Raw genomic sequence first — 12,459 nt, 5'->3', positions numbered from 1 at the left:
CACGATCAGTACATGGGTCAGCTTCTGCTCCTCCTGGTCGTGGCGTTGACCGTCGCGGCGGTGATATTCGGCGTGACGGTGCTGGTCAGCGGCCGTGATCCCGGCCTGGTGCCGGCCGAGCCGGATTCGCAGGCCGTGGCGTTGCCGGGCACCCGCCCGTTGCGCGAATCCGACGTGGGGGCGGTCCGTTTCGACACCGGGTTGCGCGGGTACCGGATGGACCAGGTCGATCAGGCGTTGCGCCGTGCCGCCTACGACATCGGTTACAAGTCCGAGCTGATCGGCGTACTGGAGTCGGAGGTCATCGCCTTGCGTGAGGGGCGCACCGACGATGCGGACGTGCTGCGGCAGGCCCGCGAGCAGTCCGCGAGCAAGGTGACCACCACCGACGCGGCGGAGCCGGCCGAGCCGGGCAAGGCAGTGGAGCCGGGTAAAGACGTGCCGCTGACCGGCGAGGCGGGCTCGGCCCCGGTCGGCTCGACGACCCCCGGCCCGGTGCCCACAGCGACCTCGTCCCCGGCCGATTCCGATGGGGTGGCGCCTGCCGCCGCGCCCGTCGACGACGAGTCGGCCGATCGTGAGCAGACCGGTGACGCCTCCGCCGACGCCACCGAGCAGCGCGACGCGGTGGTTCGGTCGGAGTCGGCGTGACCGAGCCGGAGGGCGCCGACGATCTTCGGGAGGCGGCCCGACCCGGTGCCGGTGAGGTGACGGCCACGGTGATCGTCGACGCCCCGGCGGAGCGGGTGTTCGCCGCGCTGCTCGCCTGGGAGCGTCAGTCCGACTGGATCCCGTTCACCCGCGTGCGGGTGGTCGAGGGCGACGGGCGCGAGGGCAGCCGGATCGAGGCGGTGACCGCGCTCGGCCGGGCGACGCTGCGCGACGAGATGCTGGTGGTACGGGTCGACGAGCCGTACGAGATCGGCGTCGTGCACCACGGCCAACTGCTGCGCGGCCCGGGGGTGCTGCGCTGCACGCAGTTGGGCCGGGACCGCACCCAGGTCGTCTGGCACGAGTGGTTCCACCTGCCGGGCGGCCGGGCCGGTCGACTGGCGTGGCCGGTGCTCTGGCCCGGCTCCAAGCTCGGCCTCACCCAGGCGCTGAAGAGGTTTGCGCGTCTGGTCGAGCAGGGCCGACTGCCCTGACCGGGGAGCCCGGTGCCGGCTGCCAGCCGGGCGCGCGGAAGAGATGCCCGACCCGGTGCCGCCAGGTCACCGCGGCGCGCAGGTCCCGGGCGATCGAGGCGTACTCGTGGAAGGCCACCCGGACCGGGTTGTAGCTGCCGACGTTCTTGGTCAGGCCGTACACGCAACGCTCCCGTTCCGGCGCGAACGACCTGAAGAGCCGGTCCCAGACGATCAGGATGCCGCCGAAGTTGCGGTCCAGGTAGCTGCCCTGCGACGCGTGGTGCACCCGGTGGTGCGACGGGGTGTTGAACACCGCCTCGTACCAGCGCGGCATCTTGTCGATCCGCTCGGTGTGGATCCAGAACTGGTAGAGCAGGTTGACCGAGCCGCAGAACGCGACAACGGCCGGGTGGACGCCGGCCACGATCAGCGGGATGTAGAACACCCAGCTGGTCAGGCCGGTCCACGGCTGACGCAGCGCGGTGGAGAGGTTGAACCGCTGCGACGAGTGGTGCACCACGTGCGAGGCCCAGAGGATGCGGATCACGTGATGGCCGCGGTGCGACCAGTAGTAGCAGAAGTCCTGCGCGAGCAGAATCAGCGGCCAGGTCCACCACAGCTCGGCGACCCGCAGCGGGGTGAGTGCGTAGAGCAGCGCGTACGCGGCGGCGATCGGCACCTTCCAGAGCAGGTCGGCGAAGATGCTCCCCAGCCCCATCGTCAGGCTGGTAGCGGTGTCGGCGCCGCCGTAGCCGACCTCGTCGTCGTCGCGGTGCAGCAGGTAGGAGACCCGCTCCAGCACGACGAGCAGCACGAAGGCCGGAATCGACCAGGCGATGACGTCCGGGAATTCCTTCATCGCGCGGCCTCCGCTCGCCGTCACCGGTCGGGGCGCACCATCGGGTGACCCCGACCTACCGGTCGGTAACAAGCACCATAGGCAGCCGGACGGCCGGTGGCAATGGGGTGTCGGACGGATGCCCTAGCGTGTACGAGGTGACTGACCTGGTGATCGGCGCCGATGGGCTGCCCCGCTGCGCCTGGGGGTCGAGCACCCCCGACTACGCCATCTACCACGACACCGAGTGGGGGCGGCCGCTGCACGGCGACGACGCGCTCTACGAGCGGATGACGCTGGAGGCGTTCCAGTCGGGGTTGTCCTGGCTGACCATCCTGCGCAAGCGTCCGGCGTTCCGGCTGGCCTTCGGCGAGTTCCACATCCCGACCGTCGCCCGCTACGACGACGCCGACGTGACCCGGCTGCTCGCCGACGCCGGCATCGTCCGCAACCGGGCCAAGATCGAGGCGGCGATCGCCAACGCCCGCGCCGCACTGGAACTGCCGGAGGGCCTGTCCACACTCCTCTGGTCCTTCGCGCCGGAGCCCCGGCCAGCTCGCCCCGCCTCGTTCGCCGAGCTGGCGCCGATCACACCGGAGTCGACGGCGATGGCCAAGGCACTCAAGAAGCGCGGCTTCCGGTTCGTCGGCCCGACCACCGCGTACGCGCTGATGCAAGCCACCGGGATGGTCGACGATCACATCGTCGGCTGTCACGTCACCCTCCCACCGGCGGCGTGATGAGATGGCAGGCATGACGACCGAGACCGCGCACCGGGCCGGTGCGGCCGGCAACGCCGACGGGGTGGGCACCTGGGCGCTGCTGCTGCCCGCCGAACGGTACGAGGCCGAGCGGCTCGTGCACCACGACACGCTTGAGCTGACCGGGCTGACCGACGTCGCCCGGCCAGGGCCGGGAGACCAGGTGGCCGTGCTGGTCGACGCGCCGCCACGGCTGGTGGCCCTCGGCCGGGTCACCGCGCCGGGCCGACGTCACCGCGAAGACCCGGACGACCCCCAGTCCCCGGTCGAGCCGGGCACGCTCGTCGTCGCGTACACCCGGCGGGCGTTCGACGAGCCGGTGCCGGCCGACCTGCTGACACTCGACGGAGCGGTCACCGCGGTGGAGCCGGCGGCCTTCCGGGCGCTGGCCGACCGGCTCGGCCCGCCCCCGGCTCGGCGCACCTGGCTGGTCAGCCTCGACCTGCCGATCGAGGCCGGCACGCGGGCCGAGGCGGTTCGGCTGTTCTGGTCCTACGTGCAGGAACTGGGCCCGCGTGAGCTGCCCGCCTTCGTCTCGCCGGCCGGCGACGAGCTGGCCATGCAGGCGTTCGTGCTGGGCGAGCAGGCCAACCAGGACCCGGAAGAGGGCGACTAGAAGAGTTTGTCCACTCGTCCCCGCCAGTCGGCGAGGACCGGGCCCGGGTCGGTGTCCAGCACCCGCTCCAGCAGCGTGGCGTAGACGTCCCGGAAGTCGGTGGTGTATTTCAGGTCGCCGTCGTCGAGGTCGGTGAGGCTCGGCGGCGCGCCGTGCCAGCCGCCCCGCACGCCCGCGCCGAGCAGCAGCACGTCCGAGGCGGTGCCGTGGTCGGTGCCGTCCGAGGCGTTGGCGCGTACCCGACGGCCGAACTCGGAGTAGACCGCCACCACCACCTTCCGGCCCGCCTCGGTGCGACTCATCCGGTCGGCGAACCCGGTCAACGCCCGGTCCAGTTGACCCAGGAGCACTGCCTGCAACTGTTTCTCGTCGGCGTGCGTGTCGAAGCCGCCCAGCGACACCGAGAAGACCCGGGTGGACACTCCCGCCTCGACGCACTGCGCGACAAGGTCGAGCTGCGCGTCCAGCGGGGTGCGGGCCCCGCCGGTGGCAGTGGCGGGGGCCTGCTCGCCGTCCGGTTCCGCCGTGTCCGGGTCGGCGGAGTCGCGTACCTGGCGGATCATCTCGTCCACCGACCGTAGGTCGGCGAAGCAGGCGGCGGCCCGACCCCGGGCCGCCGACTCGCCCGACTCGGCGGCGGCGAACGCAATGAGCGTCTCCTCGGGCAGCCCCTTGGCGGCCTTTCGGTCGCTCACCGGCACTGCCGCACCGGCGCTTTGCGCCCCGGCCAGCAGCGGCGGCAGCGCCGGCTCGAAGGAGACCGCCAGCCGGGGGTCGCCGCCGGCGCGGTCCAGCCACCGCCCGAGCCAGCCGGTGTTGCCCGGCCGGTCCGGTTGCGCGGTGTGCCAGATGTCCATCGACCGGAAGTGGCTACGGTCGGGCTTCGGGTAGCCGACTCCGCGCACGATCGCCAGCCCACCGCCGGACCAGCGCTGGTGCAGGCCTGCCAGCGCCGGGTTGAGGCCGAAGTCGTCGTCCAACCGCCGCACCTCGCCGTCCGGGTACGCCAGCTCCGGGCGCGCCGCCCGGTAGGCCGGGTCGCCGTACGGAATGACCGTGTTGAGCCCGTCATTGCCGCCGTAGAGGGTCACCAGCACCAGCGTGTGGGACTGCGGGTCGCGGTCCCCGCTGGTGTCCAGCAGGTCCCGCAGGCTGTACGCGCCGGCCCCGGCGGCCAGCGCGCCAGCGCCGACCACCCCGCTGGTGAGCAGGAACCTGCGTCGGGTCACTGTGTCCATGTCGACTCCTCCGCTCAGCTGACTGTGTATTCGGGGCTGACCAGGCCGGCGGCCAGCAGCTTGCGGGGTTCACCGGCCAGCGGGGTGAGAGCCGCCCGGGTGCGTGCGCCCCAACTGTCGACCACCAGCAGTCGGGCCAGCGCGTCCGGTCGGCCGGCGGCGGGCGCGGCGGTCAGCCGGGCCAGCACCGCCGGTGCCGTGGCGGCGGCGAGCACCCCGGCCGTCCGCAGCCGGGCCTGCAACGACGAGGTGGTCAGCCAGGCGGCCCCGGCCGGCCAACCGCCCACGCTCGGTGGGCGCAACGGCACCTGGTCGAGCGCGTTCAGACCGGCGAGCAGTTGTCTGCGTTGCTGCTCGGGCAGCGCGGACGGTCGGATGCCGAGCTGCCGCAGCGCACCGACGAGCCACTCCACCGGCTGCTTCACCAGCGTGCCCCGGGTCTGCGCGAAGGCCGGCGCGGAGAAGAGCGCGCGCAGTGTCGCTGTGGTGTCCGCGCCGGCCAGGCCATCCGGCGCCGGGGTCTCGGTGCCGGCGTAGCGGAACCAGAGCCGGCCGGCCACGAAGGTCGCCGCCGCCGGTTGAGCCGCGAGCAGACCGGCGTACGCCTCGGCGTCGAACCGGCCGCTCTGCCCGAGGATGCCCTTCTCGCCAGGGTCGTGCCGCTTGGTCTCGAAGCGGACCGCGCCGGTACGCCGGTCGACCACCCAGCCGGTCAGGGCCCGCGCGCCGGCCTTCACGTCGGCCTCGCTGTAGGCGCCGATGCCGAGGGTGAACAACTCCATCAGCTCGCGGGCCAGATTCTCGTTCGGCGCCTTGCGGGTGTTCTTCTGCCCGTCCAGCCAGACGATCAGGGCGGGGTCGCGCACCATCGCGGCGACCAGCGGGCCCAGCGGCCCACGACCGTGCCGGCGCAGCGTCTCCAACTGGCCCACCATCAGCCGCGCGGACTTGACCTTCTGCGCGCTGGTGGCCCAGTGCCCGTGCCAGAAGAAGAGCAACTTCTCGGTCAGCCCGTCCTCGGCGGCCACCATCCGGTCCAGCCACCACTCGGTGACCTGCTGGAGTTGCTTACGGCGCTCCGCGTTGGCCTGCTGCCGCTGCTCGCGGGAGGAGTCCTTGGTCAGCCCGGCGTACGGGTCGGGGGGCAGTGTCGGGACGGGCGTGGCGGCAGCACCCCGATCCGTGGCGGGCGGCTTGAGTAGCCGGTCCAGGGTCACTGCCGGCCCGGCCCGCTCGGCCGCGTCCACCTCGTCGGCGGTCGGCCCGAAGGTGGCCCGGCGCAGCAGGTGTGCCACCGCTTCACGATCGCTCATACCGGCCGACGCTAGGCGGCCCGTGTTCGAGGACGGTAAGGGCGGCGTCCGGATCGCGTTCAGCGTCCCTCGAAGACCGGTTTCTGCTTGCCGACGAAGGCGAGGGTGGCCGCCCGGTGGTCGGCGGTGGCACCGCAGATCGACTGGGCCTGCGCCTCGGCGGCGAGGGCGTCGGCGAGGGTGCCGGCGTCGGCGATGGAGAGCTGTCGCTTGATCGCCCCGTACGCGACGGTCGGGCCGGCGGCGAGGCGGGCGGCCAACTCCTGGGCGACGGGCAGCACCTGCTCGTCGTCGTCCGTCAACCGGTTGAGCAGGCCCAACCGGCAGGCCTCCTCGGCGCGGACCGGCTCGGCCAGCAGCAGCAGCTCCACCGCCTTGGCGTGGCCGACCAGTCGGGGCAACGTCCAGGAGGCGCCGGTGTCGGCGGCGAGACCGACCTTGGCGAAGGCCATCAGGAAACTGGTGGTCGGGCCGCCGATGCGAATGTCGGCCAGGAACGCCAGCGACGCGCCCGCCCCGGCGGCCATCCCACGGACCGCGGCGATCACCGGCTTGGGCAGGTTGGCGAGCCGGGCGGCGATCGGGTTGTAGTGCGCCCGCACGGTGCCCAGCGGGTCACTGGCGGAGTTTTCCAGGGTGGCCACGTGCTCACGCAGGTCCTGACCGGCGCTGAACGACCCGCCGGCCCCGGCCAGGACGACCGCGCGGCAGGATCGGTCGGTCTCCAGCTCCGCGAGGGCGTCCCGCAGCGCCTCCTTGAGCGCCACGTCGAACGCGTTCATCGCGTTCGGCCGGTTCAGCGTGAGGGTGACGACGGCATCGGTCCGGTCGACGAGCAGCGGCTCGGTCACGTGTCTAACGACCCTTCTGTCGGACGATGCGGTTGCCGGCGTCGAGGCACTGTTCGACGTACCGGTCGGCGGCCGGACGCAGGCGTGCTGCGTGCCGGTCGAAGAAGCTGGCCGCGGCGGTGCCAGGCCACCGCTCGGGCAGCAGCGCCGGGGGCAGTTGCGGATCCTGGAAGAGGAAGGTACGCCACGCGTGCACGAGGCGGAACCGCGTCGCGTACGCCTCCTCGTCGCTGCTGCGCACGGTGACCGCGGCGAGCAGCGGACGCTGGTCCGCGACGAATCGCTCGTAGGCGCGGCCGATCTCGGCCAGGTTCCAGGCGCGTCGGACCACGCCCATCGCGCCCGGGGTGCCGGAGAAGTGCGAGGCGGTGAACCGCTCGAACCGGATGCCGGTCTCGGCGAGGAGCAGGTCGACGTCCTCGGCGGGGCGGGTGGCGACCCAGGTCTGCTCGTCGAGCGTCCCGTAGCCGAGGAAGCTCAGGTTGGCGGCGAGCCGCTGGCGGTCCCGCCGGGAGCCCGGAGCCGCCAACACCAGCAGATCGAACCGGCCGTCCCAGGTGACCCGGCCGGTCCGGTAGATCCGGGCCGCTGCCTCGTCGAGTCGGCGGGCAGCTTTCGGTGTGATCGAATATCCCGGTCCGGAGACCAACCGGAGGGGTTCGAGCCAGCCCTGACGCACCATCCGGGAGACGGCGGTGCGAACTGCCGGCGGTGCGATTCCCAGCGGCGCCAGTAGCTTGACCAGGGCAGCAACCGGTGCCCGGCCACCCCTCGGACGGAGGTGGTCGCCGTACAGGTCGAAGAGTGCCGACCGTGCCTGCATGACCGCACATTGTGACAGGCCTTCTCAAGATAAGCTAGATGCTGTTACATCAATGCTGCTCCGGTTTGGGTCCGGCGGTGTTCATCAGGGAAAATCGTTTGTCGACACCCCCGTGACCGTTGCGGGTGGTCGTGACGAAGTGGCGTGGGGCAACCCACCGACCCTGGTGTAGGTCTGAGGGGAGACAACATGGCGGCGATGAAGCCGCGGACGGGCGACGGTCCGCTGGAAGTCACCAAGGAGGGGCGGGGCATCGTCATGCGGGTCCCGCTGGAGGGCGGTGGCCGGCTCGTCGTCGAGATGACTCCCGACGAGGCCAACGCGCTCGGTGACGCACTGAAGGCAGCGGCCGGCTGAGTAAGGAGTGCTCCGGGCGGCTCACGCCGCCCGGAACGTTCTTCAGGCCCTGAGCCACCGGAACCACCGGTGGCTCAGGGTCTTCAACGCTGTGGGCAGGTGGCTTCGCCGCCGGCCCGCGACACTTTCCTGGAGGTGCGGTCCGCGTGCTCGCCATCCGTCTGATCGCCGAGCCCGACCGGCTCGACGTCCTCGTCCTGCCCGTCCGCCCCGGCGATTCGACGGCGGAAGGTGACACCTCGGCCGAGCCCGTGTCGACCGCCGTGGCGGGCCCGGACGGCACGGCCGACGAGGCGGCAGCGCTGGCGTCAGCGGCCCGACTGACGGGCCGAGCCGGCGAGATCCACACTCAGCTGCGCCCCGGGCGTACCCCCGGCCGGCTGCTGCTGCTCGGCATCGGTGACGGCGGCGAGGCGGCCTGGCGGACGGCCGGCGCGGCCCTGGCCCGCTCAGCTTCGGCTGAGACGCATATCACCATCGCGCTGCCGGCCGAGGTCACCCCGGCCACGGTTCGCGGGCTGACCGAGGGGTTGCTGCTCGCCCCGTACCGGTTCCGGCTCACCGAGGCCGGCGACCGACCGGCGCTCACCGACGTCGACCTGCTGCTTCACGACCCGACCGGGTACGAGGACGTCGTCGCCACGGCCCGGACCACGGCCGCGATGACCCACCTCGCCCGGGACCTGACCAACACCCCCTCCTCGGTGAAGACCCCGCAGTGGTTCGCCGACCAGGTGGCCTCCGCCGCAGCCGACCTTCCGGACCTGCGGCTGCGGGTCCGTGGCCCGGCCGAACTCGCCACCGAGGGCTTCGGCGGGATCCTCGCCGTGGGCGGTGGCTCCGCCAGCGGACCACGGCTCGTCGAACTGGACTGGCACCCCGCCAACGCGCGCACGCACGTGGTGCTGATCGGCAAGGGCATCACCTTCGACACCGGCGGCATCTCGATCAAGCCGGTGGCGTCGATGAAGCTGATGCGCAAGGACATGGCGGGCGCGGCCGCGGTCGTCGCCGCCACCCTGGGCGCCGCCGCGCTGCGGCTGCCGGTCCGGATCACCACGTTGGCACCGCTGGCCGAGAACATGGTCAGCGGCTCGGCGTTCCGCCCCGGCGACGTCATCCGGCACTACGGCGGTACGACCAGCGAGACGACCAACTCCGACGCCGAGGGTCGGCTGGTCCTCGCCGACGCGCTGGCGTACGCGGTGCAGCAGCTCAAGCCGGACCTGCTGCTCGACCTGGCCACGCTCACCGGAGCGAACTCGGTGGCGCTGGGCAAGCGCACCGCCGCCCTGTACAGCGAGAACGACGAACTGGCCGCCGGCGTGCTGGCCGCAGCCGAGGCGGCCGGCGAGTCGGCGTGGCGGATGCCGCTGCACACCGACTACGTCGAGTACCTCGGCAGCGAGATCGCCGACCTCTACAGCGCACCGACGCAGGGTGCCGGCTCGGTGCTGGCGGCGCTCTACCTGCGCGAGTTCACCGGCGACCTACGGGACCGCTGGCTGCACCTGGACATGTCCGCCCCGTCCTGGGCCGACGGCGACCAGGCCGAGGTCAGCCGCGGCGCCACCGGGTGGGGCGTCCGCTCGTTGCTGCGCTGGCTCGCCGACGTCAACTAGTGGGTGGGTCAGAGCCTCGGGCGGCCGAGGCTCTGACCCCTCCTGGGCTCGGATCAGCACTTCACCGCGGCGAGCAGCCCGTGCCCGACCGGAAGTAGCGCGGGAATCCAGTGCTCCGACTCCCGGACCGCCTTTATCGTCTCGCGAACCGTCACCGTCTCCGCGTCCCGGGCGGCCGGGTCGCCGATCCGGCCGCTGGCCAGCACGCCGTTGAGCGCCAGCACGCCCCCCGGGCGCAACAGTCGCAGCGCCGCCTCCACACAGGCATGGAAGCCGGTCGCCTCCGCGTCCACGAAGACCAGGTCGTACGCACCGTCGGCGAGCCGGGGCAGCACCTCGAGCGCCCGACCGGTGATGATCCGGGTGCGCCCGGCCGCGAAACCCGCCTCGGCGAAGATCCGCCGGGCGATCCGCTGGTGCTCCACCTCCACGTCGATGGTGGTCAGCACGCCGTCGACGCGCATGCCGCGCAGCAACCAGACGCCGCTGACCCCGGTGCCGGTGCCGATCTCCACCACCGCACGGGCATTGCCGGCGGCGGCCAGCAGCCGCAGCGCCGCCCCCGCGCCGGGTGTGACCGCGTCGAGGCCCACCTCCCGGGCCAGGCTGCGGGCGGTACGCAGAACGAGATCCTCGGTGACGTACGACTCGGCGAAATGCTGGGCCTGTGTCGTCGAACTACCGGAACCGGCGACCGTGGCGATGGGGCACCTCCGGGGGCGGTGCGTGGTGCGGGGGCGGGTTGGCACTGTGAGCGTAGAGGCGACCGTCGTGGGGCGCAGCCGCGCCTCCGCCGGAAGCGATCACCGGGGCAACCGCTGACTGCACCGCGTCCATCCGTGCAATCCTGGAGGCGGTATCCCGTCAGCCGCGACCAGACCGGCCCGTGGCCGGGCGACGCGGCGCGGGATCCGGGGACGGACTGGGAGGCACCGACGTGACCGACGGCTGGGACTGGCGCCGGGGCGGTGAGACTCCGGCTCCGGCGCGACCGCCCGGGGCAGGAGCCCCGTCGGTGGGGCCGCCGACCATGCCGGGGTCTGACCCCGCACCCCTCGCCTCGCCAGGCAGCGGGCCGGCACCGGGCTGGCCGGCGTCTCCCGGCGGGCCGGCACCGAGTTGGCCGGCGCCTTCTGGCGGACCGACACCGGGCTGGCCGGCACCGGCTGCGGGCGGGCCCACCTCGGCCGACGCGTCGGCCTGGTGGTCGGACGCGCTCGCCGACCCCTGGCGCGACCCGGCGGCCCCGACAGCGGTGGTGGTGCCCGGGGTGGTGGCACCCGGCGCCGAGCCCGAGCCGGTCACCGACCCCGATGCGCCGGGCCGGCCGACACTGCGCCACCTGCTGCTCATTCCCGTGATCACCGCGCTGCTGGCCGGCACCCTCGGCGGTGCGCTGGGGTACGCGTTCGCGGTGCGCGGCGGCGCCGGTGCGGCGGTCCTCGGTGGTGCGCCCGCGGAGGTGCCGGCGCTGGCCCAGCGCAAACCGGAGTCGCTGGCCGGGGTCGCCGAACGGGTCCTGCCCAGCGTGGTCACCGTCCGGGTGAGCAGCCTCGGCGGGACCAGTGAGGGCTCCGGGTTCATCGCCACCGCCGACGGCCATGTGATCACCAATGACCATGTGCTGGCCGGCGGCACCGGCAAGGCTTCGGTGGTCTTCAACGACGGCAGCACCGCGCCGGCGACCATCGTCGGTCAGGACGCGGAGTCGGACATCGCGGTGATCAAGGTGAGTCGTCCCGGGCTGCGACCGGTGGAGTTCGGCGACTCCGACGCGCTGGCGGTCGGTGACCCGGTGCTCGCCATCGGCTCGCCGTTGTCGCTGGCCAACACGGTCACCGCCGGCATCGTGAGTGCTCTGGACCGGACGATGCAGGCCGGCGAGCCGGGCGGCCCGGTGCGTTACTACGCCGCCATCCAGACCGACGCCGCGGTCAACCACGGCAACTCGGGCGGCCCACTGGTCGACGGCGCCGGTCGGGTGGTCGGAGTGAACTCCACCATCAAGTCGCTTGTCGCCGAGGGGCAGGAGGCGGGCAACATCGGGCTCGCCTTCGCCATCCCGATCAACCAGGCCAAGCGGGTGACCCAGGACATCATCGGCACCGGCAAGGCCCGGCGCACGGTGATCGGCGCCCGGGCCGACGGCCCGACCGGGGTCGTCGGGGGTGGCCTGCGGCTGGCCGAGGTGGAACCGTCCGGCCCCGCGGACGGCGCCGGGCTCAAGGTCGGCGACGTGATCCTCAAGATCAATGGTCGGCCGATGACCGAGCCGACCGACCTGACCGCATTGGTCCGCAAGTACGCGCCGGGCTCGGTCGTGACAGTCGAGTATCGGCGGGGCTCCGCCCGGCAGAACACCTCGGTAACTCTCGCCGCGGACGCGAAGTGAACAGCGGCGCACCCCTTGCCCGAAAGCCGTCCGGCGTGCGTAGTCTTGCTGCTGACGCCGAGAGGAGGCCCGCGGGATGCTCGACAACCTGAACTGGTGGGAGATCGGTGCGCTGCTGCTCCTTGCGCTGCTGATCTTCGGCGACCGGCTCCCCGCCGTGATCACCGACGGCCTGCGGTTGGTGCGCAACCTGCGCAACATGGCCCGCAACGCCACCGGCGACCTGAGCCGCGAGCTGGGCACCGACATCCAGCTGGAAGACCTGCACCCGAAGGCGTTCATCCGCAAGCACCTCCTCAGCGAGGAGGACGAGGCGGCGATCCGCAAGCCGTTGCAGGGCGTCTACGACAACCTGCGCGCGGATGTCAGCGGCGTGCACAACGACCTGAAGGACGTGGCCAACGCCGCCGACCTGCGGTCGAACGGGACCCCGTCCGCCGGCACGGCCACCAGCAGCCCTTCGGCGCCGGCCCCCCGCGTCAGCTACGACGACGCCACCTGACCGACCCGTACCCGCCCCG

At 72.7% G+C, this 12,459-nt stretch carries 14 protein-coding genes; 8 read left to right on the top strand and 6 right to left on the bottom strand.

Features of this window, described 5'->3' with window-relative positions; translation table 11 throughout:
* Positions 1–12: 12 nt before the first annotated feature.
* Complete coding sequence (locus ABZS40_RS21320; RefSeq protein ID WP_354945035.1) at positions 13–651, top strand: DivIVA domain-containing protein; 639 nt, start codon at positions 13–15, stop codon at positions 649–651.
* Positions 648–1,145: an SRPBCC family protein gene (locus ABZS40_RS21315; protein WP_238661362.1), complete on the top strand. Its 498-nt coding sequence runs from the start codon at positions 648–650 to the stop codon at positions 1,143–1,145. The genes ABZS40_RS21320 and ABZS40_RS21315 overlap by 4 nt, the downstream gene beginning before the upstream one ends.
* Here the strand turns inward: ABZS40_RS21315 and ABZS40_RS21310 are convergent.
* Positions 1,090–1,986 carry a sterol desaturase family protein gene (locus tag ABZS40_RS21310; RefSeq protein ID WP_354945034.1) on the bottom strand — a complete coding sequence of 299 codons (897 nt, stop codon included), beginning with the start codon at positions 1,984–1,986 and terminating at the stop codon, positions 1,090–1,092. The two genes, ABZS40_RS21315 and ABZS40_RS21310, sit on opposite strands and share 56 nt — an antisense overlap.
* 137 nt (positions 1,987–2,123) lie before the next feature.
* On the opposite strand from ABZS40_RS21310, the gene ABZS40_RS21305 reads away from it, so the two are divergent.
* Both ABZS40_RS21305 and ABZS40_RS21300 read left to right on the top strand, forming a co-directional pair.
* On the top strand, positions 2,124–2,705 hold the full coding sequence (locus ABZS40_RS21305; protein WP_354945033.1) for a DNA-3-methyladenine glycosylase I: 582 nt from the start codon (positions 2,124–2,126) through the stop codon (positions 2,703–2,705).
* Positions 2,706–2,718: 13 nt separating this feature from the next.
* Positions 2,719–3,342 carry a hypothetical protein gene (locus ABZS40_RS21300; protein ID WP_354945032.1) on the top strand — a complete coding sequence of 208 codons (624 nt, stop codon included), beginning with the start codon at positions 2,719–2,721 and terminating at the stop codon, positions 3,340–3,342.
* Here ABZS40_RS21300 and ABZS40_RS21295 read toward each other — a convergent pair.
* From ABZS40_RS21295 to ABZS40_RS21280, 4 genes are read right to left on the bottom strand one after another with little or no spacing between them, the layout of a single operon-like run.
* Complete coding sequence (locus tag ABZS40_RS21295) at positions 3,339–4,580, bottom strand: DUF1501 domain-containing protein (protein ID WP_354945030.1); 1,242 nt, start codon at positions 4,578–4,580, stop codon at positions 3,339–3,341. The genes ABZS40_RS21300 and ABZS40_RS21295 overlap by 4 nt on opposite strands.
* Positions 4,581–4,594: 14 nt before the next feature.
* On the bottom strand, positions 4,595–5,893 hold the full coding sequence (locus ABZS40_RS21290) for a DUF1800 domain-containing protein (RefSeq protein WP_354945029.1): 1,299 nt from the start codon (positions 5,891–5,893) through the stop codon (positions 4,595–4,597).
* 59 nt (positions 5,894–5,952) lie between these two features.
* Complete coding sequence (locus ABZS40_RS21285) at positions 5,953–6,744, bottom strand: enoyl-CoA hydratase-related protein (RefSeq protein ID WP_354945028.1); 792 nt, start codon at positions 6,742–6,744, stop codon at positions 5,953–5,955.
* Positions 6,745–6,748: 4 nt separating this feature from the next.
* Positions 6,749–7,567, bottom strand: coding sequence for a PaaX family transcriptional regulator C-terminal domain-containing protein (locus ABZS40_RS21280; protein ID WP_354945027.1), 819 nt, complete (start codon positions 7,565–7,567; stop codon positions 6,749–6,751).
* Between the two features lie 189 nt (positions 7,568–7,756).
* Between ABZS40_RS21280 and ABZS40_RS21275 the strand changes: the two genes are divergently transcribed.
* Together ABZS40_RS21275 and ABZS40_RS21270 are read left to right on the top strand one after the other, a co-directional pair.
* Complete coding sequence (locus ABZS40_RS21275) at positions 7,757–7,924, top strand: DUF3117 domain-containing protein (protein ID WP_007455245.1); 168 nt, start codon at positions 7,757–7,759, stop codon at positions 7,922–7,924.
* 146 nt (positions 7,925–8,070) lie between these two features.
* Complete coding sequence (locus ABZS40_RS21270; RefSeq protein ID WP_354945026.1) at positions 8,071–9,546, top strand: leucyl aminopeptidase family protein; 1,476 nt, start codon at positions 8,071–8,073, stop codon at positions 9,544–9,546.
* 53 nt (positions 9,547–9,599) lie between these two features.
* Here ABZS40_RS21270 and ABZS40_RS21265 read toward each other — a convergent pair whose 3' ends face one another.
* Positions 9,600–10,295 carry an O-methyltransferase gene (locus tag ABZS40_RS21265; protein ID WP_354945025.1) on the bottom strand — a complete coding sequence of 232 codons (696 nt, stop codon included), beginning with the start codon at positions 10,293–10,295 and terminating at the stop codon, positions 9,600–9,602.
* 281 nt (positions 10,296–10,576) lie between these two features.
* On the opposite strand from ABZS40_RS21265, the gene ABZS40_RS21260 reads away from it, so the two are divergent.
* Both ABZS40_RS21260 and ABZS40_RS21255 read left to right on the top strand, forming a co-directional pair.
* The gene (locus ABZS40_RS21260; protein ID WP_354945024.1) at positions 10,577–11,938 is read left to right on the top strand and encodes a trypsin-like peptidase domain-containing protein; all 1,362 of its coding nucleotides are present in this window, start codon (positions 10,577–10,579) and stop codon (positions 11,936–11,938) included.
* A gap of 76 nt (positions 11,939–12,014) precedes the next feature.
* Positions 12,015–12,440, top strand: a complete 426-nt coding sequence (locus ABZS40_RS21255; protein ID WP_354945023.1) for a preprotein translocase subunit TatB — start codon at positions 12,015–12,017, stop codon at positions 12,438–12,440.
* The last annotated feature ends 19 nt before the right edge of the window (positions 12,441–12,459 follow it).

Origin of the sequence: Micromonospora sp. NPDC005324 (assembly GCF_040607155.1) — a bacterium.
GTDB lineage: Bacteria > Actinomycetota > Actinomycetes > Mycobacteriales > Micromonosporaceae > Micromonospora > Micromonospora trifolii.
This window is presented reverse-complemented; position numbering and strand designations above follow the sequence as displayed.

Excerpts from the sequence above, each read along its gene's own strand:
- ABZS40_RS21320 (WP_354945035.1), top strand. The coding sequence starts at position 13 with ATGGGTCAGCTTCTGCTCCTCCTGGTCGTGGCGTTGACCGTCGCGGCG.
- ABZS40_RS21310 (WP_354945034.1), bottom strand. The coding sequence starts at position 1,986 with ATGAAGGAATTCCCGGACGTCATCGCCTGGTCGATTCCGGCCTTCGTG.
- ABZS40_RS21300 (WP_354945032.1), top strand. The coding sequence starts at position 2,719 with ATGACGACCGAGACCGCGCACCGGGCCGGTGCGGCCGGCAACGCCGAC.
- ABZS40_RS21295 (WP_354945030.1), bottom strand. The coding sequence starts at position 4,580 with ATGGACACAGTGACCCGACGCAGGTTCCTGCTCACCAGCGGGGTGGTC.
- ABZS40_RS21290 (WP_354945029.1), bottom strand. The coding sequence starts at position 5,893 with ATGAGCGATCGTGAAGCGGTGGCACACCTGCTGCGCCGGGCCACCTTC.
- ABZS40_RS21280 (WP_354945027.1), bottom strand. The coding sequence starts at position 7,567 with ATGCAGGCACGGTCGGCACTCTTCGACCTGTACGGCGACCACCTCCGT.
- ABZS40_RS21275 (WP_007455245.1), top strand. The coding sequence starts at position 7,757 with ATGGCGGCGATGAAGCCGCGGACGGGCGACGGTCCGCTGGAAGTCACC.
- ABZS40_RS21260 (WP_354945024.1), top strand. The coding sequence starts at position 10,577 with ATGCCGGGGTCTGACCCCGCACCCCTCGCCTCGCCAGGCAGCGGGCCG.
- ABZS40_RS21255 (WP_354945023.1), top strand. The coding sequence starts at position 12,015 with ATGCTCGACAACCTGAACTGGTGGGAGATCGGTGCGCTGCTGCTCCTT.